At 45.2% G+C, this 24,235-nt stretch carries 21 protein-coding genes and 1 riboswitch; of the genes, 12 read left to right on the top strand and 9 right to left on the bottom strand.

All coding sequences use genetic code 11. From position 1 onward, the window contains the following. The first annotated feature begins 450 nt into the window (after positions 1-450). A complete protein-coding gene (locus tag FZC78_RS08095) occupies positions 451-858 on the top strand; it encodes a hypothetical protein (RefSeq protein WP_148939187.1) in 408 nt (135 codons plus the stop codon). A 72-nt stretch (positions 859-930) separates the two neighbouring features. Next, a complete protein-coding gene (locus FZC78_RS08090; RefSeq protein ID WP_148939185.1) occupies positions 931-1,452 on the top strand; it encodes a type 1 glutamine amidotransferase domain-containing protein in 522 nt (173 codons plus the stop codon). Between the two features lie 546 nt (positions 1,453-1,998). Here FZC78_RS08090 and FZC78_RS08080 read toward each other — a convergent pair. From FZC78_RS08080 to FZC78_RS08070, 3 genes are all read right to left on the bottom strand, one after another. After that, on the bottom strand, positions 1,999-2,181 hold the full coding sequence (locus FZC78_RS08080) for a hypothetical protein (protein WP_148939183.1): 183 nt from the start codon (positions 2,179-2,181) through the stop codon (positions 1,999-2,001). 116 nt (positions 2,182-2,297) lie between these two features. Beyond that, positions 2,298-2,594 (bottom strand): hypothetical protein, encoded by a 297-nt coding sequence (locus tag FZC78_RS08075; protein ID WP_148939181.1) that lies wholly within the window; start codon positions 2,592-2,594, stop codon positions 2,298-2,300. A gap of 110 nt (positions 2,595-2,704) precedes the next feature. Then, the gene (locus FZC78_RS08070; RefSeq protein WP_148939179.1) at positions 2,705-3,139 is read right to left on the bottom strand and encodes a hypothetical protein; all 435 of its coding nucleotides are present in this window, start codon (positions 3,137-3,139) and stop codon (positions 2,705-2,707) included. Between the two features lie 202 nt (positions 3,140-3,341). On the opposite strand from FZC78_RS08070, the gene FZC78_RS08065 reads away from it, so the two are divergent. The 3 genes from FZC78_RS08065 (at position 3,342) to FZC78_RS08055 (ending at position 6,850) form a co-directional block, all read left to right on the top strand. Then, entirely contained in the window at positions 3,342-4,478 is a 1,137-nt protein-coding gene (locus FZC78_RS08065; RefSeq protein WP_252183545.1) for a sensor histidine kinase, read from the top strand. Positions 4,479-4,687: 209 nt separating this feature from the next. Next, on the top strand, positions 4,688-5,134 hold the full coding sequence (locus tag FZC78_RS08060; protein WP_148939175.1) for a VanZ family protein: 447 nt from the start codon (positions 4,688-4,690) through the stop codon (positions 5,132-5,134). Positions 5,135-5,227: 93 nt separating this feature from the next. After that, positions 5,228-6,850 carry a cell wall-binding repeat-containing protein gene (locus FZC78_RS08055; protein ID WP_148939173.1) on the top strand — a complete coding sequence of 541 codons (1,623 nt, stop codon included), beginning with the start codon at positions 5,228-5,230 and terminating at the stop codon, positions 6,848-6,850. Positions 6,851-6,933: 83 nt separating this feature from the next. Here the strand turns inward: FZC78_RS08055 and FZC78_RS08050 are convergent, their stop codons facing one another. Continuing rightward, positions 6,934-8,298 (bottom strand): FAD-binding oxidoreductase, encoded by a 1,365-nt coding sequence (locus FZC78_RS08050; RefSeq protein ID WP_148939508.1) that lies wholly within the window; start codon positions 8,296-8,298, stop codon positions 6,934-6,936. A 1,116-nt stretch (positions 8,299-9,414) separates the two neighbouring features. Between FZC78_RS08050 and FZC78_RS08045 the strand changes: the two genes are divergently transcribed. From FZC78_RS08045 to FZC78_RS08025, 5 genes are all read left to right on the top strand, one after another. Beyond that, positions 9,415-10,368 carry a glycerophosphoryl diester phosphodiesterase membrane domain-containing protein gene (locus FZC78_RS08045; RefSeq protein ID WP_148939171.1) on the top strand — a complete coding sequence of 318 codons (954 nt, stop codon included), beginning with the start codon at positions 9,415-9,417 and terminating at the stop codon, positions 10,366-10,368. A gap of 78 nt (positions 10,369-10,446) precedes the next feature. After that, positions 10,447-11,088, top strand: a complete 642-nt coding sequence (locus tag FZC78_RS08040) for a DUF4129 domain-containing protein (protein ID WP_148939169.1) — start codon at positions 10,447-10,449, stop codon at positions 11,086-11,088. Between the two features lie 12 nt (positions 11,089-11,100). Then, positions 11,101-12,225 (top strand): DUF4350 domain-containing protein, encoded by a 1,125-nt coding sequence (locus tag FZC78_RS08035; RefSeq protein ID WP_148939167.1) that lies wholly within the window; start codon positions 11,101-11,103, stop codon positions 12,223-12,225. Continuing rightward, positions 12,222-13,151: an AAA family ATPase gene (locus FZC78_RS08030; RefSeq protein ID WP_148939165.1), complete on the top strand. Its 930-nt coding sequence runs from the start codon at positions 12,222-12,224 to the stop codon at positions 13,149-13,151. The genes FZC78_RS08035 and FZC78_RS08030 overlap by 4 nt, the downstream gene beginning before the upstream one ends. Continuing rightward, the gene (locus FZC78_RS08025; protein ID WP_148939162.1) at positions 13,102-14,457 is read left to right on the top strand and encodes a DUF58 domain-containing protein; all 1,356 of its coding nucleotides are present in this window, start codon (positions 13,102-13,104) and stop codon (positions 14,455-14,457) included. Before FZC78_RS08030 ends, FZC78_RS08025 begins: the two co-directional genes overlap by 50 nt. Here FZC78_RS08025 and FZC78_RS08020 read toward each other — a convergent pair. After that, positions 14,435-15,412: a stage II sporulation protein M gene (locus FZC78_RS08020; RefSeq protein ID WP_148939161.1), complete on the bottom strand. Its 978-nt coding sequence runs from the start codon at positions 15,410-15,412 to the stop codon at positions 14,435-14,437. The two genes, FZC78_RS08025 and FZC78_RS08020, sit on opposite strands and share 23 nt — an antisense overlap. A 270-nt stretch (positions 15,413-15,682) precedes the next feature. On the opposite strand from FZC78_RS08020, the gene FZC78_RS08015 reads away from it, so the two are divergent. After that, positions 15,683-16,492, top strand: a complete 810-nt coding sequence (locus FZC78_RS08015) for an RDD family protein (RefSeq protein ID WP_148939159.1) — start codon at positions 15,683-15,685, stop codon at positions 16,490-16,492. A gap of 1,230 nt (positions 16,493-17,722) precedes the next feature. Here the strand turns inward: FZC78_RS08015 and FZC78_RS08010 are convergent. The 4 genes from FZC78_RS08010 to FZC78_RS07995 form a co-directional block, all read right to left on the bottom strand. Next, complete coding sequence (locus FZC78_RS08010) at positions 17,723-18,685, bottom strand: polysaccharide deacetylase family protein (RefSeq protein ID WP_148939157.1); 963 nt, start codon at positions 18,683-18,685, stop codon at positions 17,723-17,725. After that, positions 18,682-20,031: a glycosyltransferase family 2 protein gene (locus FZC78_RS08005; RefSeq protein WP_148939155.1), complete on the bottom strand. Its 1,350-nt coding sequence runs from the start codon at positions 20,029-20,031 to the stop codon at positions 18,682-18,684. Before FZC78_RS08005 ends, FZC78_RS08010 begins: the two co-directional genes overlap by 4 nt. Before the next feature lie 16 nt (positions 20,032-20,047). Next, the gene (locus FZC78_RS08000; RefSeq protein ID WP_252183544.1) at positions 20,048-20,911 is read right to left on the bottom strand and encodes a family 16 glycosylhydrolase; all 864 of its coding nucleotides are present in this window, start codon (positions 20,909-20,911) and stop codon (positions 20,048-20,050) included. A 390-nt stretch (positions 20,912-21,301) separates the two neighbouring features. After that, positions 21,302-22,276 carry a rhodanese-related sulfurtransferase gene (locus tag FZC78_RS07995; RefSeq protein WP_148939153.1) on the bottom strand — a complete coding sequence of 325 codons (975 nt, stop codon included), beginning with the start codon at positions 22,274-22,276 and terminating at the stop codon, positions 21,302-21,304. Positions 22,277-22,731: 455 nt separating this feature from the next. Then, positions 22,732-22,818, top strand: a riboswitch (cyclic di-GMP riboswitch). Between the two features lie 72 nt (positions 22,819-22,890). Here FZC78_RS07995 and FZC78_RS07990 point away from each other — a divergent pair. Then, on the top strand, positions 22,891-23,931 hold the full coding sequence (locus FZC78_RS07990) for a GGDEF domain-containing protein (RefSeq protein ID WP_148939151.1): 1,041 nt from the start codon (positions 22,891-22,893) through the stop codon (positions 23,929-23,931). Positions 23,932-24,235 lie beyond the last annotated feature (304 nt).

Raw genomic sequence — 24,235 nt, 5'->3', positions numbered from 1 at the left:
TGGCCGGAGATATGTATCCAGAGGTGGTGGGTGGATACATGAGTTGGGGGAATGGGAGGGAGATATGTACCCAGAAGCGGTAGGTGGATACATGAGTTGGGGGAATGGGAGGGAGATATGTATCCAGAAGCGAGATGTGGGAACATGAGTTGAGATTGTGCGGAAGGTATGTATCCAGGAGCAGGATGTGGTCAAAAAAGTCATGGTTTCACTTTTGATGTCCTTAAGGGTTGCGGCCGGGTTTAAAAGTTTTATAAAGTAACCAATAATTTGCTAAGAAACCACTTTGTCGAATTTTCGCTAATGGTTTCTCCTTTTAGCACCTGCTGGAAAAAGATTATAATAGAATGATAAGGAGGTGTGCCTATCGATAGGAATCTTTGCTGACTCACTTCGCTTACCACGCAAAAAGTGCCAACACAAAGTCTACTAAGGAAAGGAAGGAACAATTTGCCAAAAGCTTACCTCGTCAATACGAACAAATCCCAAAATCCCCACAATGAAGCAGAGATGCTGGAAGAACAGAAGGTCGCTGCTTATTACTCTCCATGGAAATACCTCATCAATCACATCGAAGCCAATGACATGGTGTTTCTCTACAGCAATGGAAATGGGATCATCGCCCGCGGAATCGGATCGGGAATCATTGAAAAAGCCGGGGAAGATGACTTGGAACACTACATGCCTCTTGTTCAATTTGAAAATCTGGAGGAGCCGCTGCCGCCTTCAGCGATTGTGCAGCTTGCCCAAGGGGTGACGGATGAAAATTACAAAATCAAATGGAACCAGACGATGATCCATATTCAAGGATATATTGGTGAAGAAATCTGGCGCCATATTACAAAGAATAATATGTAGCCGCCCGGGAAATTTGCATTTCTATTTCTCCTGACAGAAAATAAGGGGAGAAATGTAAAGGAGGACTGTCCATTGAAACTGAAAGATAAAAAAGTACTGCAGCTGGTCAGTGACGATTTCGAGGATTTGGAACTGTGGTATCCTGTCCTGCGTTTAAGAGAAGAAGGAGCGGAGGTTCATCTGGCGGGTGAAGAAAAAGGCCATTCCTATAAAGGGAAGTACGGTGTGCCTGCTGTTTCCGATGTTTCTTTTAAAGATGTGAATCCTGACGATTACGATGCGCTGCTTGTACCAGGCGGATGGTCGCCGGATAAGCTGAGAAGATATGAAGAAATCCTTTCGATTGTGAAAAAAATGAACGAGCAGAACAAGCCGATCGGCCAAATTTGCCATGCAGGATGGGTGCTGATTTCAGCCAAAATCCTTGAGGGTAAAAAAGTGACAAGCACGCCGGGTATCAAAGATGATATGGAAAATGCAGGTGCCACTTGGGTGGACGAGCCTTCGATCATTGATGGAAATCTTGTGTCCAGCAGAAGGCCGGCTGACTTGCCGGATTATTTAAGAGATTTTATCTCTGTAATGGAGAAATAAACAAAAAGAGACGAATCCCGTAACCAGCGGGATTCGTCTTTTTAAAAGGCTGTATTTGCATACATTGTTGCTTTCGGAAAAATCCCAAAAGCCGGATTTTTCCCCGTATACCAAGGGTTTTCTCTCAAATCTGAGAGAGCAGCTCTTTTCTTTTCCTGGTTACGAGGATATTTCGGTGAATTATGGTTATTTTTTCGGAATTAGTTTGAAATAGCAACAAAGTTTACGAAAAGACCCTTTTTAAAAAGATAAGAAAGTATATATTTTTTAGATCGAAATTAGGCAGCGTTTCTGAATCCAGCTCCAGCGCCCAGCCCCTCGGGATCAAATAACCCCCGGAGAATAAAAGGAAAGCCCGCCTTTTTTCTCCGGGGAACATTTGCCTGTCGGGGCTGAAAGGGGCGCTTGCGCTTTTTGTGCAATCCAGCTCCAGCGCCCAGCCCCTCGGGATCAAATAACCCCCGGAGAATAAAAGGAAAGCCCGCCTTTTTTCTCCGGGGAACATTTGCCTGTCGGGGCTAAAAGGGGCGCTTGCGCTTTTTTACGTTATTTTTCGAGCTTCTGGATATCCGTCTCTGCGTTGAATAACCTTCTATTCAACACCTCTGTCTTGGAATCTATTTGTGTATGAAAGTTTCTCAGCAAAGCGATGGCATCCTCGTTCTGACTGGTCTCAATACGTTTAGCGATCTCCTTGATCTCATCCTGGCCGGTTTCCAGATTGGACAATCGTTTGTAGATGGCCTCTGACTTATTTTCCTGTCTTGCGAATGCCTTGTCATGCTTATCAAGGCGGGCGCTGAATTTCTGGTCTTGCTGATCCAGGCGGGTATTGACCTTACCTTCTAGTTCATCAAGGGTACATCGAATTTCTGGTCTTGCTGATCCAGGCGGGTATTGACCTTACCTTCTAGTTCATCAAGGCGTACATCGAATTTTTGGTCTTGTTGATCCAGGCGGGCGTTGAATTTACCTTCTAGTTCATCAAGGCGGGCACCGGATTTCTGGTCTTGCTGATCCAGGCGGACGTTGAATTTCTTATCTTGTTCATCGAACCGGGCATTGATACTTTTCTCTTGCTCTTCAAATCTGGTATCTATTTTTTCGAGCTTACCTAATATCACTTTTAATGTTTCTTCCATCTCCTTCACCTCTTTTAAAGTTTTTCGATAAGTGATTGTCTTGGACAAAGGGCTGTTTCTGGTTGCCAAGGAACTCATTGAGCAGCAACTAAGGTAATGAAAAGAGCCCCTCAAAAAGAGTAATTTTTTCCGGCATTGGTTCCGAATTCGAATATTTTGTAGGCGGTAAGAGTGAAGCATTCCACTTCGGCTTCATTAAATAGTCTGCCGGCATCTTTTGTCATAGCATCGAGCCTGGTTTTGACTCCTTCTGATATATCTTCCCGCAGGTAATCATCGAGAAGATTGGCCTTGGAATAAAGGGAGAAGAGAAAGCCTTCGAAAAAGAGATTCACTCCGTGAAATTCAATAAATCGGTAGTGGAAAGGAGACTCGAAAAGGGGTTCCAGCGGGCGGATTTCTTTTTCAAAATAGGCAGTGTCGTAGAGTGCTTCCAGTATATCGGGAATAGATTCACTGTAAAAGAGCAGAACATCTTCTTTTAATTTTTCCCGATTTTTGGATAAATGATCAGACAGCGGTTGATTTTTAGTAGAAGATTTCAATGAAGACCTCCAGAGTATAGTTTTAGGGGAATACAGGGGTTGTAATCAGAGCGGCGGGTTTAATTGTTAAATGGTTCCATTTGTCACCTCCTTATCTTTATTTTAACATTAATTTAATCTTAATAGAGGGAAATTTTCCGAAAAGTCACTCTATAATTTGGTATGATTAGAAGTAAGAATGATTGGTAAGGGTGTGGCTCATGTGACAAGAACAGCTGAGGTACTTGCGTTATTTCTCGAAGAAAACTTTCAGGAATTCTTACAGACATGGCGGGAAAAAGTTGTGATTTCGGATAGTGATAAATTCAAGGAAGAAGTTGTCAACAATGGAGTGAGAATGTACGGGCTTGTGAAGCGTGCTATCAGCAGGCCATTGAGTGAAGAAGAGATTAAACTGCTTGCGCGTAAGGTTGCCAGCGAACGCGTGGAGTCCGGTGTGAACATCAGTGAATTTGTCTACAATGTCAATGTGGGCAGAAGTGAAATCATCAAGTGGGTAAGCACATCGGGAATAAAGATAGAGGAGCTTCACCCCTATTTTGAGGAAATCAACAGGGTCTTTGATCGTTTCTCTTATTTTGCTGTAAAGTTTTATTCAGAAATCAAGGACGGGCAGTTGAAGGAAAAAGAGTTGTATATCGATCAGACACATAAAGAAAGATTGACGATCCTCGGGCAGATGAGTTCGAGCTTCGTCCATGAATTCAGAAACCCTCTAACATCCATAATCGGATTTACAAAATTATTGAAAAGTGACTATCCGGAGCTTCCTTATTTGGACGTGATGAGTCATGAATTGGATCAATTGAACTACAGGATCTCTCAATTTCTTCATGTATCGCGTAAGGAAATTATCGAGAGCAAGAAAGAAAAATTCCTTGTGTTCACGATGTTGAGCGAGTTGATTGAATTTCTGTATCCGAGCCTGGTGGACGGCGATGTACAGGTGAAATCCCATCTTGATTCCCAGGTGTATATACAAGGGAATAAAGAGGAACTGAGGCAGGTGTTTCTGAACCTGTTCATGAACTCGATCGATGCCCTCCAGCAGGTAAAAGGTGACAGAAAAATCACCATCAGTTGTACGTTTGAGAATGATGAGATTCTGATTAAGATTTCCAATAATGGTCCAGAGATTAGTGAAGAAGCTCTGGATGCCATATTTGAACCATTCTATACAACAAAAGATCTGGGAACGGGGATCGGCCTGTATATCTGCCGAAAACTGGTGGAAAAACATGAGGGAAGTATCAGCTGCACTTCGAGTGCCGAAGAAACAGCCTTTACTGTCGTGATCCCGGCAGCAAAGGAAGAGCTGGGAGCGAGTTTGTTATATTAAACTTGAAGGCATGAAAAGGACAGTCCCTTTTCTGGTTTCTCTGAAATTGCGACTCCTCGGCCGGGAGATACTCAATTCCGTTTGAATTTGTCCGGATCTACGACACTTCGACCACGAATAATTCATTATCTACTAGATTTGTCCGAGAAAGGGTTAAAAGCATAGAGCCGCCGATGATTGGCAAAGATGATGACCAGGAGGGATTCATTTTGCGGTTATTGGTGGTTTTTTTATATTTGGGTTTGTTGACTCTTATGACATGTACGGCGAGTGTGACAGCCTTGATTCATAATTTGGAGATTAAATTCATCATGACGGAAGATCCGGACTTTCTGAGTTTCTTTGAGTATCGGTTTAATTACACAGAGAGGTATTACATTGTGCAGAAATTCGGCCACTTCGTGAGTTTTTTTCTCTTGGCTGCAATGTTGATGGTTTTCTTTACTAGTTTTAGGTGTACTATGGCTGTTTCTTTGACTGCTGCCTTTTTTACTGAATTTGCACAGTTGTTTTTTTCCCGAACAGGCTGCTTGGTGGATATGATTTATGACCTGATGGGCGCAGGGACCTTTTTAATACTCCACCTCATATGGAGCGTTCTTAACTCGCATTTTAACGGTCGGAAAATCAATACAATTAATCGGGAGGTTCGCTGAAAAGACATTTTTTTTCTTAATAAAGCATAAAGAAAAGAATATAGGGTAAATGAAACGAGACTATCTTACTATTATTTTATTAGGAGGAAGCTCATGAAAAATTACTCTATTATTTCTTTTTTGCTGATCAGTGCCATCATCCTTTTTTCATATCCATCCGAGACGATGGCGAAAGTGGATGAAAGACCGGTATACATAACGATTGACGACGGACCGACTGCCTACACAGATGATTTCCTGGATGTGTTCAAGCAATACGATATGAAGGCGACATTTTTTATGCTCGAGCCTGGCATGGACAGCTATAGCGGAGTAGTCCGCCGTATGAAGTCTGAAGGCCATGCATTGGGCTGTCACGGGGTAACCCATGAAAAAGGGGAATTCTATGATTCTCCCAGCAGTGCAGTGAATGAAATGAATGTGTGCAACTCGACCATGGAGGATATTACAGGCCAAAAGACAAGTGTCGTCAGAGTGCCTTATGGCAGCATCCCTGGTATGGAAAAGCCGTATCGAGACGCGATGGAAGCGGCAGGATATAAGATGTGGGACTGGAATGTGGATACCCTCGATTGGGATTGGAACGATGAGGACAAAATTATTTCTTATACTATTGAGAAGGTAGAAGAAGCTGAGAGAAATGGTGAAATTCCCATCATATTAATTCATGATCAGTATGAGACACAGAAAGCTCTTCCTGAAATTCTGGATTACTTAAAAAGTAAAGGATATTACAGTGAAACCATCACCTCGTATCAAGACAAATATAATTTTTTTCAAAAAATAAATTTAGAAGCCAAGGTGGCCAATCGTTTTGGCGGAAGCACGCGTTATGATACAGCGGTAGAGATATCCAAGGATGGCTGGGAACATGCTGATACAGTAGTGCTGACAAGGGGAGATGAATTTCCGGATGCCCTGGCTGGATCACCGCTTGCTTATAAAATGGATGCGCCCATTCTATTAACTCCTCAAAATGAATTACTTCCTGAGGTAAGAAAAGAAATGGATCGGTTGAATGCCAGCCGGGTAGTGATCTTAGGCGGCAAGAACGCTATCTCGGATAGTATTGAAAAAAAGATAAGGACACTTGGTTATAACGTAGAAAGAATCAGCGGCTCTGACCGCTTTGAAACGGCGGCGGAAATAGCAGAGCGGCTGGACAGTAATGCTGAAACAGCGGTGGTGGCTAATGGAAGAAACTTTCCCGATGCCATTTCGATAGCCCCGTATGCAGCCAGAAAAGGATTTCCGATTTTGCTGACAGAAGAAGAGGAACTGCCGGGGACGACCCAAGAAGCTTTGAAAGGTGTTTCTGAAACGTTAGTTATCGGCGGAAAAAGTGCGGTCGGGAATTCAGTTTATTCCCAGTTGGCTAATCCTGAGAGGTATTCAGGGGAAGACCGTTTTGGTACAGCCGGTGATATTGCTGAAAGATTGTATCCATCAAACTTTGCGTTTGTTTCAACCGGATATAATTTTGCAGACGCACTGACAGGATCAGTATTGGCAGCTAAGAATGGGGCAGCCATGCTGCTGGTGGAAAAAAGTTATGTCACCGCAGAGACAGCTAATGCCGTAGAGAGGGCAAGCATCAATAATTTCACCATTCTGGGTGGGGAAGGTGCCGTCGATTATAATGTAGAAAGATGGTTTGAAACTTATAATTTTGATTCAATTAGAGCGGCGGCAAATACTAGGACGCTGACAAAATAGAATGAGAAAGAGTGCTTCCCAAAACGGATGGGAAGCACTCTTTTATATGTGGTGTTTGCCGCTTTGTGTATTAATGTTACTGCTTACCAAAAAATCTTCCCGGGGTTCAACCGGTTATCAGGATCAAGCAGTTTTTTGATAGACTTCATAACGGATAGTGCAGCCCCATGTTCAAGTTCCTGGTATTTCATTTTCCCTAGCCCGACTCCATGCTCTCCGGTGCAGGTACCGCCGGCCTCGATCGCTTTCCGGGCAACAAGGTCGTTGATCCGTTCGGCCGCAGCGGTTTGCTGAAAATCGCTGGAGTCATAGACGACCAGAGTATGAAAGTTTCCGTCCCCGACATGGCCGAATACTCCGCCAAGCAGTCCACTTTCATCTATAAGTGCTCGGGCAAAGACCACCATTTCAGCCACCTGGGAGATGGGAACGCAGACATCTCCGCCTGATTGGGTCATCCCTGGAATGTGGCGGAAGGAGTAGGACAATTCATGGCGTGCCCTCCACAGCTCATTGCTTTCAGAAGCGGTATTTGCTCTTTCCCAATTCTCCGCTCCATGACCCAGGACGATCTCCTTCGTCAACGCGGTATCCTCTTCTGCAGAAGCTTTAGTCCCCGCAAATTCAAAAAAGAGAGAGTGTGCTTCCGGAAAAGAGTGCCCGCCTGCTAAGTTCACCTGCCTGATGCTTTCCTTATCCACAAGCTCCATCCGCAGAACTTGTATCCCGCTCATTAAAACAGACTGGGCAGCCTCGGCGCATTCTTTGGGAGTTCCGAAAGTACACCGGGCCGTTACGGTATGTTCTGGAATGCCATGCAGCTTCAAAGTGACTTCAGTAACAATTCCAAGCGTGCCTTCCGAGCCAACAAGAAGTCCATTGAGGTTATAGCCGCTCGATGATTTTTTCGCACGGCTTCCTGTGGTGATCACCGTTCCATCTGCCATAACGACTTCCAGGCTCAACACCTGATCACGCATAGCACCAAAACGGACCGCCGTCGTTCCGCTTGCATTCGTAGCGACCATGCCGCCAATGCTGGCATCAGCGCCCGGATCGACAGGAAACTGCAAACCATGGCGGTTGATGGCTTTATTCAATTGTTTTCGCGTGATTCCCGGCTGTACGGTGACAGTCAAATCTTCCGGGTTAAAAGAAACGATTCGATTCATTCTTTCAAAATTAACGGAAATTCCTTTATGGATGGGAATGGCATGTCCGTCCAAGCCGGAACCTGTTCCAAACGGAATCACAGGAAGGTTGTATCTTTTCGCAATATCCAATACAGAAATGATGTCTTCCTTATTTTCCGGAAACACAACAACATCAGGCTCGACAGGAAGGTGGGAGGATTCATCACGGCTGTGCCGGTACAGCTCCCCTTCGCTTGTACTGACATTTTCCTCGCCCAACAACACCTTCAACTTGTTGACCATATCCTGTTTCATCTTCATGGGATCACCTCCTTGTTTTCGAAAGATTCATATAACTATATTTAAAAATATACTACCATAAAATTTACTGAATTTGTTTGATAGTGCTTTAGCAGGATACCGCGTCAAACCATTGAAATAAGCGCGGTGATTCAAAAAAGCTACAAGAAGTGAGAATCTATTCATTGCTTTTAAAACCGCAGCAATTTTTGCGGAAAACTCTATTGATGGCATCCCCGCCATCATCTAACATAAAAAAGGCTATTACAATAATCCTCATACTATAAGTAGATTCAAAGTAGATAAGCTAACTGTTTCACCAAGCCTAGATTTGCCTTTTTCATACATACTTAATTAGAGGGAAAAATTCCCCTTATTTAATAAACACCCTCGACAATACCGTGAAATAGAGGGAGAAATTCCCCTTATTTAACTTAAAACCCTAGAAAAAAGGGTCTTTTCTTTATATAAGGGGAAAAATTCCCTCTATTCACCTGCAAAATGGGTTCAAATCTGAAACTAAGGGGAAAATATCCCCTTATTTTCCCCTCCAGTTACTCAATTTCAAGGAAGTATCATGAAGGAGTGCTCATTTTTCCGGTTAGAACCTCATTTAGATTCACCGAAGGGAACCGGCTTTAGTCAAATGACTCTCCTTAAGTTGGGAAGCTCGCTTGATTTCTTAAAGCTCTTATCTAAAAGTTTGCTGCTTTTGAATGCTTTATTATTTCCATTTTAAACGTAGAAGGATTGAAGCGGAAGAGGTGTGACTTCCTGCGGGACTAACGGGCAATCCAGTTCCAGCGCCAGCCCCCTGACGGATTTTGGTCTCCTGCCCTGCGATTAGTCAACATCAATTCACTACGTTCGTTGTGTTTCCTATATCTTATACGAGAGCCCTGAAAATCTGTAAGCCGCTGAACGTCCGCTAATTCACCGCCCGCCCGGGGAGTCGTCCGTCTGGAGCGGGAAATCACCTTGCGAAGACACCCTTCAATCTTCTGAATGAAATAAATAAAGTCATAGAAAAGAGCCATTAATTACAGTTATTGGTCGTATTATTCTATAAAAATGATAAAATAGTCATTATATTGAAACTTTTTGCATTTTAACTTTTGGGAGGTCTACAGAATGAATTCACAGCTTAATAGGCCAAAGGGATTTGGTGAGATCTTGGATCAGACGTTTCGTTTGAGCAAGAACAAATTTCTTGATTTTTTCTTGATTTTACTTATTTTATTAGGACCAATTTACCTCCTGCAGGCTCTATTTGAGCTATTGGCAGGAACAAGCTTTTTCAGGCAGGTTGGCGCAGGGGACAACTGGTTCAGCCAGATGACGGCGGCCTTTGAGGGAACCGAACCGGATTTTGCTGTACAGGATACAAATGTATTTCTGGAACTCGGCATTGGCTTTCTGGGTCTTATCAGTACAGCATTATCACTGGTGGCTTCAGCTGCCATTATCCATGTCGTCAACCATATTCGCAAGGGTGAAGAATATACACTGGGAGGCGTCATTAAAAAAGGGTTCTCACGCTTCTGGCCATTAGTGGGGAGCAGTATCGTCTTTGGACTCATTGTGTTCGGATTGATTGTGCTGCCTCTAATGATCATCGGATTCAGTGGAATCTTTATGTTTGGGTTCTCGGAATCATTCGCAGTAGATTCACTTGCAGGTTCGATTATGACGGTAATCTTCATGCTTCTGATCTTCTTGGCAGTGGCCGTCGGTATTGGTTATCTGTTGACTCGCTGGTACTTCTACCTGGGAATTGTCGCCACGGAGAGAGGCACGGCGCCGGGGATCGGCACGAGCTGGAACCTTACAAAGGGACAGGGATGGAAGCTTCTTGGGGTGTTCATTGTTCTGTTCTTGATTACAGGTGTTGTTTCGGCGGCACTCGAATTCACACTGGGTGCTTTTTTAGGAAACAGCGTCCTGTTCAACCTCCTGTATAATGTGATCACACTTATTACCACTATTTTCATTTCCGTCGGTTTTGCCGTTATGTTCTTTGACGTGAAAATTAGGAATGGTGCCGAAGACCTGCAGGATATGATCGAGGATTATAAACAAGAGTAGTAGCACTATTTTTCGAAATTAATAAAGTTAGCAGCAAAGTTCAAGAAAAGAGCTTCTATGAAAGTCAGGTGAGTCAGTTTGCTCAACGAAAAGAATGCCAGAGATGAGTTGCAGGACCTCCTTGATGACCGGGAGTATACCCAGTACCAAAGTGAAGAACAGGGGTTTCTTCAAAACTTATGGGAGTCGATCAAGGAAGCCTTCATGGACTGGCTCAATAATCTGTTTCCCGCCTATCAGGCTTCGCAAGGAGGGGGAACCATGATCACAGTGGTCCTGGTCATTGCGGCACTCGCCGCCCTTCTCATCGTGCTTTTCCTCGTTTCGCGGAGAGTGTACTACAACCGGAAGATGGCGGGGCAGAAGCCTTTGCAGAACCTTGTTCAAAAAGACTGGTCTTACAGTCAGCACCTGTCAGAATCGGAGCGTCAGGAAGAGGCGGAAAATTATTCACTTGCCGTCCGCCATCTATTCCTTGCCCTGCTGCTGTTCTTTCATGAAAAAGAGTGGCTTGTGGCTAGGAAGTGGAAGACGAATTGGGAGTATTACGAAGAGTTGAAAAAGGTGAATAAGGACTGGGCGGAGCAGTTTTATTCCCTGGCGCTGGGGTTCGATGAAGCCGCCTATGGCGAGAGGGAAATTACTCGCAGGGAATACATTCCGTACAAAGAAACTGCAAAGACATGGCTTCGGGACAACCAGCAGGAAAAGGAAGCGTAAGGAGGAGAAATCATGGCCAAAAATAAATCCAAACTCATCGTATTAGCCGTCATTCTCCTCCTGTTCGCTGTCCTGAGCTACTTCATCGGATCGAGGGCACCGAAAGAGTATCCCAATTATCTTTCAGAATCACCTGCACCGATGGGAACAAAAGCTGTTTTTACATACCTGCAGAACGAAATCGGCGAGGTTGAAAGATGGAATTCTTCTCCGAATCTATTGGAAAAAGAAGATGGTCAGCTGCTGATCATGGTGGAACCATTTTTCATGCCGGAGAGCGAAGAAACCGGGCAGTACCGGGAGTTTATGGAAGCAGGGAATACGATTCTTCTGTTTAAAACCAATCCACAGGGCATGTTTGGGTTAAAAACTGTTCAGGGTGGGATGGATGCTGAAGAAATAATCACCTTAAATGACAAGCAGGATGAGAAAAGGAATGCACTCCTCCCGGCACCGATCCGACTGGATGCTGCCGATGAAGATGAGGTGCTCATTTCAGATGAAGCTGGGCCAGTCGCATTGGAGCGAGGGGTCGGAGAAGGAAGCCTGATTGCAGCAACCGCTCCACAATGGATGACCAACGATTTTATTTTAGAAGAGGATCACCTGCCGCTGGTACTGTCGCTTATCAACGAAAGCAGTCCGAGAACGATTCTGTTTGATGAATACATACACGGGGGAGAAAATGACGCTTCCGTGGTCACGCTGTACCCTAAATGGTTCCTCTTGCTGATGGTCCAGGGCTTGTTCCTTGCCATCCTATGGCTATGGTATCAAGGGAAGAGGTTCGGTCCAGTGGTTCAGGTCCGCGAAGAACACGTCCGCTTCAGTGATGAACGGATCAAAGCCCTGGCCGCCTGGCATTTAAGAGGTAAGAGATTCACAGATTCATTGAACATCCAGGCTGATTACGTGAAACTGCTGCTTCAGGAAAAATGGGGCATCCCGTATTCCAAAGACTGGACGGACAGCACCGGAGGACTCCTGCGAAAATGGACGTCCGCCGATGAAAAGGATATTAATCGATTTGTGACAGAACTATCAGATGCTTTGGAAAAAGAAACATTGAGCAAGCAGGAATACTTATTATGGTCCAAGAAATTGGATCGACTCAGGAAAGAGGTGGAGGAAGGATGAAGCCAGAATTAGCATCCTTACTAGAAAAATATGAAAGCCGGATCTTAGGGCAGGGAACCAACCTGCGCCTGCTTCTATCAGCGATATTGGCAGGAGGACACGTCTTAATCGAAGGGGTGCCGGGGACCGGAAAAACACAGATGGTCCGTACGCTGGCAAGCCTTCTTGGCGGAAAGTTCAGCCGTATCCAGTTCACACCGGATCTTCTGCCGAGTGATATCACAGGAAGTACGATCTACAATATGAAAGACAGTTCATTTCAAACACTGAAGGGACCGATTTTCACTAACATCCTTTTAGCGGATGAAATCAACCGGACGCCGGCTAAAACACAGGCCGCTCTTTTGGAAGCTATGGAAGAAAAACAAGTGACAATCCAGGGCGAAACGTATGCCCTTCCCGAAGTTTTCTTCGTGGTTGCGACACAGAATCCGATTGAATTCGAAGGAACCTATCCTCTGCCTGAAGCCCAGCAGGACCGCTTTCTTTTTAAATTAAACATTGAATTCCCTGAGCTTGAAGAAGAAAAACGAGTACTGAGATCTGTGATTGAAGGAGTTTTCGGAGGAGGTTCAGTAGAGCCGGCATTAAGTACGGAAGACTTTGCAAGCATCCGAAGAGAAGTTCAAGAAGTCACGATCAGCGAAAGTGTTCTGGACTATATCATGAAAATTGTCCGAAAGACGAGGGACACGGAATCCATCCGTTTCGGTGCTTCCACAAGGGCAGCGATTTCCATTGGAAAAGCAGCGCAGGCCTGTGCGTACATGGCGGGCCGGGATTATGTCACTCCTGACGATATCAAAATCACCGCACGTCCGGCTTTAAGACACAGAATCCAAATCTCGCCGCACATGGAATTGGAGGGAGCAACGGTTGATACAATCATTGAAGAACTTGTGGGGGCGGTTCCTGTTCCGCGATAAAGGAATCCTTCCCACCGGAAGATTAATCGCTTCATGGGCCTTGTTTTCCGCCCTCTTGCTTCTGGGAGCCTTTTTCGGCATCACATGGACGCTGATTTTCACGTTAAATGTGCTGTTTCTGCTGCTAAGCTTGAGTGATCTGCTGTTTTCTCCCCGGAAAAATGAGATCTCGGTCACAAGGGAAACTCCTGGAGAAATGGAGCGAGGACTGGATTATGATGTCTCGGTTGGAATCACAAGCGGTTCGGAAAATCATTTTTCTTTCAAAATGACAGACGGCCTGCCGCAGTCATTCCGAACCAGCTTTCCTTTAAGAGGAACTGCCGGGGAAGGGACTTCTTCGTTTCTCTATAAAACAAGTGCGCCGGTCAGAGGAAAGTACAATATCGAGAAGCTCTACCTGCGATACCGAAGCAAGCTGGGTTTATGGGAAAAACAAAAAACCTTAACGATAGAAGAAAGCGTGAAAGTTATTCCGGATTTGACTGATACGAAACGATTTTTGGAAAATGCGCAGCAATTCCTCCTTTATGAGGGTTTGAAAATCCGCAAGATGAAAAGCGGAGCCGGGGAGTTTTCAAAGATCAGAAACTATGCGGTCGGAGATGATCCGCGGAAAATCAACTGGCGCCAAACGGCCAAGCTTCAGGAAGTCATGACGAATGAGTATGAGCCGGAGCATGGAAAATATATTACCGTATTGATCGACTGCGGCCGGATGATGGGTGCAGAGCTCACGAAAGGAAACCGCCTGGAGCGCGCATTGGAAGCGGCCATGACGGTGAGTGCAGCCGCTCTGCAAAAAGGCGATTACGTTTCGGTCCTGGCTTTTTCAAAGGATGTCAAAGTCTTCGTTCCGCCGGCAAAAGGAATGGCGCACCTGCAGACGATCCTTCAAAGCATTTATAACCTGGAAGTGGATTCAGCAGAATCAAATTATGCCGCTGTTCTCAGCTACCTGCAAACCGTCCAGAAAAAACGCAGTCTGCTGCTGCTGTTCAGTGATGTCGGATCCTTCCTTCACGAAGGAGGCGCCTTGACCTATCTGCAGCGCCTGCGACAGCGCCATCTATTTTTGATGCTGGGCATCGAAGACCGGACACTATTGGATCGAGCCGGAGAGGAACCTCAGTCTGTTAAAAATACAATGGTCAAAAGCATGGCACAGCAGCAGCTTCTGATTAAGAAGCGGGAAAAGGTGAAGTGGGAAAAAAGAGGCCTCCAAATGGCGGAGGCCCGGGAAGAGAAACTCGCGGCAAGCGCGGTGTCCCACTATATCGATATTATGAACCGGGGACTGCTGTAGGTTTTTTCTTCAGCAGCATCGCCCCGATCAGGACATAAAGGATCAACCCAATGACGGTCAAACCGGCAATCAGATACTTTGCCTCCAGGGACAAAGCAGAAGGTGTGATGAAGCCCTCGATGATCCCGGCTATCACAAACAGCGGAATGGTTCCCAGAAGCAGCAGGACAGATCGTTTTGCCTGCTGCTTTAATACATATCCGCGTGAATAAGCTCCTGGGACAAACAGCTTGTAGCCCATGAGAAGGCCGGCACCGCCGGCAATGAAAATCGCGGTCAGCTCGATCATGCCGTGGGGAACGATGTAAGCCCAGAATTCATAGCTTTTTCCGTAATGCCAGAATAGTGCGGCAATCGCACCAACGATAATTCCGTTATAAATCAGCACATAGACGGTCAACAGGCCGAATGTGATTCCGCCGGCAAACGCGAGGAAGGCCACTTGTATATTATTCGTCATAATGGTGGCCGACATCATCGGCGAATCGACCTCGCCTTCATTTTCGCCGAGCCTGTCAGGGTCAAAGCTTTGGGCCATATTTTCCGGAAGGACAGAATAAACATGCAGTGGGTCATCGGCTACTGCAAAAAAGCTGCCCAATCCACCGATGGTAAACAGGATCATGGCCGCGGCAATCATTTTCCATTGCTGAAGGAACAGCCCGATGAACGTGACACCGAAGAAATGCCGGATCTGCTTCAGACTGGAAACCTGGTCACGGTAAAGAAGATTATGAGATTTAGAGACGAGTTCGTTCAAGTAAGGTGTGACTTCTTCCTGAGGATAATAGGTCTGGCTGTATGAGAGATTCTGTGCGGCTTTCTGGTAAAGCCGGCTGAAGCGGTTGATGTCGGCTCCTTTGATCTTGCTCTTTCGCTTATGCATTGTGGTTATCAGATCCTCCAGCTCTTTCCAATCCTCGCGGTGATGCTGGATGAATTGCCTTGAGTTCATTAAAACACCTGCTTTTAGTAGATTTCTAGTATTAAGGGATTTAAAATAATCCATAGTTATCCAAACAATTCAACTAAGTTATCCACGGCCAGCCCCTCGGGGTCAAATAACCCTCATAGAATAAAAGGAAGGGCGCCTTTTTTCTATGAGGAACATTTGCCTGTCGGGGCTGACCAGGGCGCTTGCGCTTTTGTTTCAGGAATTAGACATTTATTGGATGGTTCCGTCATCCCTATTATAGTACAAAATTCAGGAAATGAGGAATCAGAAATGCAAGAAGAACAGGTTGATATAAAAACCCCCGAATATGTATCCCTTCAATTCCAGGCGGCAGGGCTCGGAAGCAGGGCGGCTGCCTTCCTGATCGATCAGCTGCTCCTTGCCATCATCAATTTTTCCGTGATCATCGGTCTTGTATTGTATATGGATTTGCAGAGCGGTTATCTCTATTTCTTCGAAGAATCGCCGATCAGCTCAGGAGCGATTGCCATCACAGTGATCGTGTTGTTCGTGATCAACTGGGGATACTTTTTTGCTTATGAATTTTTTTCAGGAGGTAAGACACTGGGGAAATCCATTATCGGGATTCGTGTAATCCAGGATAACGGCCAAAGCATCACCCTTTTATCGAGCTTCATCCGAAATCTTTTGCGAATCATTGATATGCTGCCGTTCTATTATATTGTCGGCATGCTGATGATTTTCTTTCATGGAAAGCACAAACGCCTGGGTGATTTGACCGCCGGGACCGTTGTGGTTCATGAAAGAAAAAAGAAATTGAAGAAGAAGGCGCCGATAGACAAAGTGGCGGCCTCCAGAGGATTGAATCAGGACAGCATCACTTTCGAGGAAGGAGCATTAAAGCCGCTGCAGGCAAAAGAGTGGAAGCTCCTCAAAACTTATACCCAGCGCTTTACCGGAGTCGAACAGAATCAAAGGCTCGTCCTGACGAAGCAAGTCGCAGAAATCATCCTGCCGAAAATCGGGATGGAAATTGAAAGACAAACAGAAGAAGAGCTTAAAAACATTCTCATCGTAATTTACCTTAACATGAAAGATGAGTGGGAATTTGAACTTTGATTCTTTTTACTCGCAAGCCTCAAGAGGGTTGATCCCTCTTGGGGCTTTGACGTTTTATCGTAGTAACAGGGACCGACGGGGAATCCGTCTTAGCTGACCAAAGCGGTGCCAACATCATACATATCTTGAAGAAAAGGGGACCCTCGTGACCGAAGTAACCTGCACTTCATACAGATCTTGCTGGAAATCCACCGCTCCCGACCGAAGCAGGCCCAACATCGTACACATCTCAGGAAAAATCCACCGCTCCCGACCGAAGCATCCTCAACATCGTACACATCTCAGSAAAAATCCACYGCTCCCGACCGAAGCATCCCCAACCTCGTACACATCTCAGCAAAAATCCAYCGCTCCCGACCGAAGCAGCCCCAACATTGTAYACATCTCAGCAAAAATCCACCGCTCCCGACCGACGTGAGCCCAACATCGTACACATCTCAACAAAAATCCACCGCTCCCGACCGAAGCAGCCTCAACATCGTACACATCTCAGCAAAAAWCCAYCGCYCCCGACCGAAGCATCCTCAACATCGTACACATCTCAACAAAAATCCCCCGCTCCCGACCGAAGCAGYCCCACCATCGTACACATCTCAGCAAAAATCCGCCGCTCCCGACCGAAGCAGCCCCAACMTCGTACACATCTCAGCAAAAATCCRCCGCTCCCGACCGACGTGAGCCCAACATCGTACACATCTCAACAAAAATCCACCGCTCCCGACCGACGTGACCCCAACGTCGTACACATCTCAGCAAAAATCCCCCGCTCSMGACCGAAGCAGCCCCAACSTCGTACACATCTCAGCAAAAATCCACCGATCCCTACCGACGTGACCCCAACGTCGTACACATCTCAGCAAAAATCCCCCGCTCCCGACCGACGTGACCCCAACGTCGTACACATCTCAGCAAAAATCCCCCGCTCCCGACCGAAGCAGCCTCAACATCGTACACATATCAGCAAAAATCCACTGCTCCCGACCGAAGCAACCCCAACCTCGTACACATCTCAGCAAAAWTCCATCGCTCCCGACCGAMGTGAGCCCCACATCGTACACATCTCAACAAAAATCCCCCGCTCCCGACCGAAGCAGCCTCAACATTGTATACATCACAGCAAAAATCCCCCGCTCCCGACCGAGGCAACAGTAACTAAAAGAGCAGAAAAGGAAAGACTTCCCTTTTCTGCTCTTTGAACCACCGCACTTAACCCAAACGCTCTGCTTTATGCTATTGCTCCACATAGTATTTAAACGTTTCTAAGTCGACATCATGATAAATCTGGTACCTGGGAATTTCGTATAGGTGGTGGTCTCTTGTCGCCGCTTCATCTACAACGGTGAAGGCCATTTTGAAACCGAGCTTTTTCAGGACGCTGATGGTGTCTGGGGAATATTCTCCATAGGGATAAGCGAAACCGAGGTTTTCTCCGTTCAGGTTATGGATACTGGTTTTAAGGTCGTTATGGATATCACCTTGAGACTTCGCCACCAGGTAGGAAGGGTGATTTCCCCACTCGTCCACCGGTTTGTTTCCATCCCTTTTATGGTAGTTGTAGGTGTGGCTTTGATAATCGAACACATCGCAGCTCTTCTCCATTTCTTTCTTGCTAAGGTATTGCGAGAGCTTAGGAGAGAAGGAGTATCTCTTATTCGTGATTGCTCCCGTTACGATGAAATTCGTGGCCTTGAACCCATACTTTTTCATAATCGGGTAGGCTTCCTCGTAGTTGTCTTTGAATCCATCGTCAAAAGTAAGAACGACACTTTTATCAGGAATGTCAATCTCTCCATTTAAAAAAGCGTAAAGCTCTTTAAGAGTGAGCGTTTCATAGCCATTCTCATCCAGGTACTTCATATGTTTCGCAAATTCCTCTGTATATACGATCATCGAGTTCACTTCTCCATTGATATAGTGGACTTTTTCCATATCCTCCTGGCTCAGGATGCGGTGATATGTAAGGATGGGGATGGAATCCGCTTTATCTCCATCGACCGTAAATTCCCGTACATCCATCTCGGAGCCTCTCACACAAGCTCGCATTTCCACCTTCTCTTCAGCAGGAAAGACACCGTCGTGTTCTTCCGCGAGCAGGGAATATTCTTCAATCGTAAGGCTGAAGCCGACTGCAATGATGCTCAATAGGGTGAAAAAACCGACGGCAAATGCTGTTTTTCCAAAGGTGTTTCTCATGCTCTTTCGACTCCTTTCCAAGCGACTTTTCCGGACCTTTCCAGCTTGTCCCAGGCGTGGGGGCTGTGAAAGTAGGATAAGGTTCCATAAACAACGAACGATAAGTTGATCAGCATCCGAAACACGATGATATCAACCGGCAGGAAGAGTAAAAACCTCAGCAGGTCCTTCTTTGAAAAACGCAGTCCATGCAGGTAGCTGACAAACATGGTCGTCAAGCTTTGATAGATGAACAGAAGGAAGGCGCCTGACATCAGCATCAGCAGCAACGTGAGCTGGCCGCCGTTCATATAAAGCATCAGGGGAGTGAGCAACACCGGAAACGCGCTGAGTGTACCAATCATAAACTGATCAACCAAGAAGAACACCGAAAATGTTTTAGGCAGCTTCCGGAAAAAATCCTTCCGGTAATAAATCAGGCAGTCAATGAAAGCTTTCTGCCAGCGGACTCTCTGTTTGAACATGTTTTTCAGTGTGCTCGGGCATTCCGTGTAGCAGAGAGCTGTCGGAACAAAGATGATGCTCTCCTTATTGCCGCGTTCTCTGATCCATTTATGAAGTTTAAGAGTAATATCCATGTCTTCTCCGACCGTCTTCCGGAAGCCTTTTATTCCAAAAAGTGTTTCCCGCCTGAACGCCCCGAAGGCTCCGGCAATGACGGTGATCGAATTCATCGCTGCCTGTGCTCTTTTATGTAAGTAAAAAGAAGACAAATACTGCAGGAACTGAAATTTAATGACATTGTTGACTTTAAGGGTAGGTTTCAGATTTTCCAGAGAGCCATTGAACGCTTGTGAAATCAAGACATTCCCTCCGCAGGCAGTGACACTCTTTCTTTGGAAAGCAGAGTTCATTTCGTTCAGGGAATTTTTTTCTAAAATGCTGTCGGCGTCAAGAGTAATGACAATTTCTTTTTCGCTGAAATTAATTCCCGCATTCAGGGAGTCCGCTTTTCCGCCATTTTTCTTGTTGATGACAAAGATGGAGGGGTACTTCTGTGATTGATAAAAGGCGGTGACTCTCTCATGCTTCAGCCGGGTGTCGACCATGCGGCTCGCGGGTTTCAGCAGGAGAGCCTCATTTAAAACTTCCAGCGTCCGGTCCTTCGAGCCATCATTGACGATCAGAAGTTCTGCGTCCTGATAGGCAACCCGGTTGAATCCCCCGATGCAGTTTTCAATGACTTTTTCCTCATTATAAGCAGGGACAATGACGGAAAAGCTGTGCATCTTCGTGATCTTGTTCTTATGTTTATTTTCATCTTTGAACAGGGGGATCAGGACATATAGAGTTTGAAATAGGACAAAAGATAAAAACACGGCAAACGTGATGTAAATCATGGTCATTGTTTTTCCTCCTTACTTACTGCTTCTGAAAAACCTGCTGCTGGTAAACGCGGACATGGTCTATGAGCATTTCTTTGGGGAACTCTTCATTCGGATTGGGATCTCCGGGCCAGTCCCCACCGATCGCTGTATTCATATAAAGATACATCGGGACGTCTGGAGAGTGCTCCTCAGATTGGAACACGACATTCCCATCCAGTGTCCAGGTTAATTTTCCAGGCTCCCAAATCAATCCGAAATCATGAAACTCTTCCGTGAAATCAAGCTGTTCACTGATATAGTGGGAATAATCTCTCTGCGGTTCGCCTTGCTCATCTTCCCAATGAACGACTTGGAAATATTCGTTCGGCTTCTGTCCTAAAAAGTCCATAATATTGATTTCCGGCAGCCAGTCCTCTTCACTTGGGACCATCCAGAAAGCGGGGAACAACCCCTGGCCTTCAGGAAGCTTGGCTCTGATTTCGACCATTCCATAACGGAACTGAAATTTATTTTCTGTTGTGACGGCGCCGGATGTGTAATCACGGCCTCTGTAGGTTTCTTTCTTGCTTTCGATTTTCAGATGCCCATCCATCACTTCCACATTGGAAGGGGAGTAGTATTGCAATTCTTCATTTTTTTCTGACGGCCAATCCTGGCTGTTCCAATTGGCAAGGGAGTCAGCGTCAGAAAACTCATCATGCCAGACAAGCGTCCAGCCATCGATCTTTGTCTCTTTTTCCTCCCATTCTTCCTTGAGGTTTTTAGGTTGTGGTTCCTTCACACCTTCCGCTTTAGCAGTAGGCTGTGAGTTTTGGGTAAGATCCTTGAAAAACTCCTTTTGCGTACTGCAGCCGGAGAGCAGAATGGCTATGACCAGTATCACACTTAGGCTTCGCATCTTCGTATTACCTCCCAGAACAGATTCTTTATTAAGAACGATGATTTCAAAAAAATATAGAATGATGCTAAATCCATGCGTTGGTTCTGTATTAAGAACGACAGAGCCGAAAAAATATCCCTTCCAGTTAAAAGAGGATGTTGTTCTTTAAAGAGAACACTATATGACGAGTTTAGCAGACAGTTTGGGCTCTGTCTACAAATATACTCATTAAGTTTCAAAAAATATCTATGTATTCTGAAGTATTTGTTTCATTATGTCGGAGGTCTGAATACGAGCTGGAATGAAAAGTGTTCGTTATAATGGAATTACCCGGCTGAATAGCTCCTAAACCTATAGACACAAAAAAGGCTTGAGAGCCGGGGCCCTCAAGCTTTATCTTATAAAGGATTATGCATTCACCGCATGATCTTCTTCTTCAATTCGTTTCAGTCTTTCTGCTACTTCTTCTTGTGAGAGGTTATGCTCCATCACGTAGCGGTTCTCTTCATGAGTACGGCATTCGTGAGAACAGCTTCTCATATATTTATGCTCGTTTTCTTCAGAGCAAAGAATTTTCTTGTTGCATGGTGGGTACGCACAGTTCACATAGCGCTCACAAGGCTCACCCGTATAGTAATCTTTCCCGACAACCACATGTTCTTTGCGGTTTACCGGCACAGCAATCCGCTCATCAAATACATACAACTGTCCGTCCCACAGGTCACCTTGAACCTCAGGGTCATAACCGTATGTCACGATTCCGCCGTGCAGCTGGGCAACATCCTCGAAGCCTTCACGCTTCAGCCAGCCTGAGAATTTCTCGCAGCGGATACCGCCTGTGCAGTAAGTGATGACTTTTTTGCCTTCCAGCATTTCTTTATTATCACGGACCCAGTCAGGAAGATCACGGAAGTTCTCGATATCCGGTCTGATCGCACCTCTGAAGTGTCCCAAGTCATATTCATAATCATTTCTTGCATCTAGCAAGATGGTATCTTCACGCTGAATCTGCTCATAGAAATCTTTCGGACTCAAGTACTCACCAGTGATTTCATGAGGGTTGACATCGTCTTCAAGACGAAGTGTCACCAACTCCTGGCGATATTTGACTTTTAATTTCTTAAAAGCATGTTCATCCACTTCATCAATTTTAAAAATGGTATCATGGAAGCGGTGATCATTCTTCATCATTTCCATATATTGATCTGTGGCTTCAACCGTACCGGAAACCGTTCCGTTGATTCCTTCAGAAGCAATTAATATACGGCCTTTAAGCCCCATTTCTTCACAACGTTTCTTGTGATACTTCGTGTAAGCCTCAGGATCCTCAATAGTTACATAGTTATAATACAGAAGGACTCTGTAAGGTTTTGTTTCGCTCATATTCAATTCCACCTATCGATTTATATTTGCAAGATATAAATGCAATATGCCATTTCTCTTACGATTGTCTATTATAGCAAAAAAACGCAAAAAATATTAGTGTAATTTTTAACATTGTATGTATAAGTGAAAAATTGGGTCATTTTGGGACACAGGTGGGACACAGGGACAGGTCCCTCGTCCCGCCAGATATTTACAATAGGTAAAAGTTTTAGCCTCGCATATTGGTTAAGAAGGAGCCAAGGAATTTAGGAGAGGAGGATGAAGAATTGATGTTCAGTGTAACCAGACACGAGAAAAAGCTCCCTAATTCAATTCAACGTGGAATGAAACAATGTGCCTATTTCTCCGTCCCTTTAAAAGAAACGGCAGTTCTAAAATGTACTAAAACGAAATCTGCAACTTGTATTCACTAAGCAGCAAGTGTAAAATATAGGTAATAAGAACTAGCAGAGATGAATATTGGGCAAATCAGTCGAAAGGCTGGGACGCAAAACTACAGGGGCTATAATCCGCCAAGGATATGCCAGCCAGTTGCATAAACATGTACAGCGCGCCCTTTTGAGTGCGTTTTTAATTTGCCTTAGATTAGACGAGTTAGGGAGAGAAGAGCCATGACAAACGCCATTCCGTTGTCACTTCAGAAATTGAAATATCGATTTTACGCCGTTTTGCTGCCGGTTTTTCTATCTGTAGCAAGCCTTGGGTGGTACGGTGAAAGCCAAGAGGTTAATCCTGATCCTGTCAACCTTGTTATTTTACCAACTCTTACCACACTCTATGCTGTCTCTATCTACGTTCTTTTCTTCAAGAAGCCCTGGGTAGAAACAGTTGAAAAGTTCATGATTATAGCCACATGCATAGTAAGTGCGATGAAGTTCACCTATATTGTGACTTACGAGCTGGAACAAACGATGTCCCTCGGCCCCTTTACTTTCTGGATGCCGATGTTTTATATGTTCCTGTTCTTTCTCCTGAACATCAGATGGGCCCTCATCGTGACAGCAGCCACCTATGTCTGGTTCCTGGGTGTAGGAATTTACAAACTTCCCGACCTTATGGGAACACCAGCCGTATCCCTACTCACTCACTATTTTTTCGCCAATCTTGTTTTCCTTGTCACCTTATTTTTCCTTCACACAGTAAAGCAAAGCTACATCAAAGCCGAGGTGCTAGAGGAAATGGCCAACACAGACTACTTAACCGGCCTTCCTAATAGAAGGAAAATCGATAAGGAATTGATGAAAGGGCTGGAAAGGGAACAGAAGCTTTCTATTATCTACTTGGATATCGATCACTTCAAACAAATTAATGATACTTACGGACATACCGCAGGGGATACAGTTTTGAAGGAGTTCACCAACAAGACTCTGGAAGTGCTGGAAAAGGAAGATCTGCTTGGCCGCTGGGGCGGAGAAGAATTCATGCTGCTGTTAAAAAATAGAGATATCAGGAAAGCCAGGCTTCTTGCTGAAAAAATCAGAAAGCATATCTCACAGCACGACTATAAAACAATCAAGGGTCTGACAGCCAGCTTCGGAGTGGCCGAGTTACAAAAAGGGGACACATTGGACAGCCTCTTAAACAGGGCAGACAAAGCCTTATATGAAGCAAAAAATAACGGCAGGAATCAAGTGGCCGTGAACGAACAATAATAAAACAGCAGTCCGGTCTTCTTAACGGACTGCTGTTCTTATAGATAAGAAAGTATAAAATTTTTAGATTGAAAATTAGGCAGCGTTTTTGATGCCAGCTCCAGCGCCTAGCCCCTCGGGGTCAAATAACCCAAAGAGAATAAAAGGAAAGGTCGCCTTTTTTTCTCTTTGGAACATTTGCCTGTCGGGGCTGACCAAGGCGCTTGCGCTTTTTAGGCAATCCAGCTCCAGCGCCTAGCCCCTCGGGGTCAAATAACCCAAAGAGAATAAAAGGAAAGGTCGCCTTTTTTTCTCTTTGGAACAT

The organism is Rossellomorea vietnamensis, assembly GCF_008180415.1.
GTDB classification, from domain to species: domain Bacteria; phylum Bacillota; class Bacilli; order Bacillales; family Bacillaceae_B; genus Rossellomorea; species Rossellomorea vietnamensis_C.
This window is presented reverse-complemented; position numbering and strand designations above follow the sequence as displayed.

Coding starts and splice junctions, on each gene's coding strand:
- FZC78_RS08075 (WP_148939181.1), bottom strand. CDS start 2,594: ATGGAAGAAACATTAAAAGTGATATTAGGTAAGCTCGAAAAAATAGAT.
- FZC78_RS08055 (WP_148939173.1), top strand. CDS start 5,228: ATGAAAAATTACTCTATTATTTCTTTTTTGCTGATCAGTGCCATCATC.
- FZC78_RS08050 (WP_148939508.1), bottom strand. CDS start 8,298: ATGAAACAGGATATGGTCAACAAGTTGAAGGTGTTGTTGGGCGAGGAA.
- FZC78_RS08045 (WP_148939171.1), top strand. CDS start 9,415: ATGAATTCACAGCTTAATAGGCCAAAGGGATTTGGTGAGATCTTGGAT.
- FZC78_RS08035 (WP_148939167.1), top strand. CDS start 11,101: ATGGCCAAAAATAAATCCAAACTCATCGTATTAGCCGTCATTCTCCTC.
- FZC78_RS08030 (WP_148939165.1), top strand. CDS start 12,222: ATGAAGCCAGAATTAGCATCCTTACTAGAAAAATATGAAAGCCGGATC.
- FZC78_RS08020 (WP_148939161.1), bottom strand. CDS start 15,412: ATGAACTCAAGGCAATTCATCCAGCATCACCGCGAGGATTGGAAAGAG.
- FZC78_RS08015 (WP_148939159.1), top strand. CDS start 15,683: ATGCAAGAAGAACAGGTTGATATAAAAACCCCCGAATATGTATCCCTT.
- FZC78_RS08010 (WP_148939157.1), bottom strand. CDS start 18,685: ATGAGAAACACCTTTGGAAAAACAGCATTTGCCGTCGGTTTTTTCACC.
- FZC78_RS08005 (WP_148939155.1), bottom strand. CDS start 20,031: ATGACCATGATTTACATCACGTTTGCCGTGTTTTTATCTTTTGTCCTA.
- FZC78_RS08000 (WP_252183544.1), bottom strand. CDS start 20,911: ATGCGAAGCCTAAGTGTGATACTGGTCATAGCCATTCTGCTCTCCGGC.
- FZC78_RS07995 (WP_148939153.1), bottom strand. CDS start 22,276: ATGAGCGAAACAAAACCTTACAGAGTCCTTCTGTATTATAACTATGTA.
- FZC78_RS07990 (WP_148939151.1), top strand. CDS start 22,891: ATGACAAACGCCATTCCGTTGTCACTTCAGAAATTGAAATATCGATTT.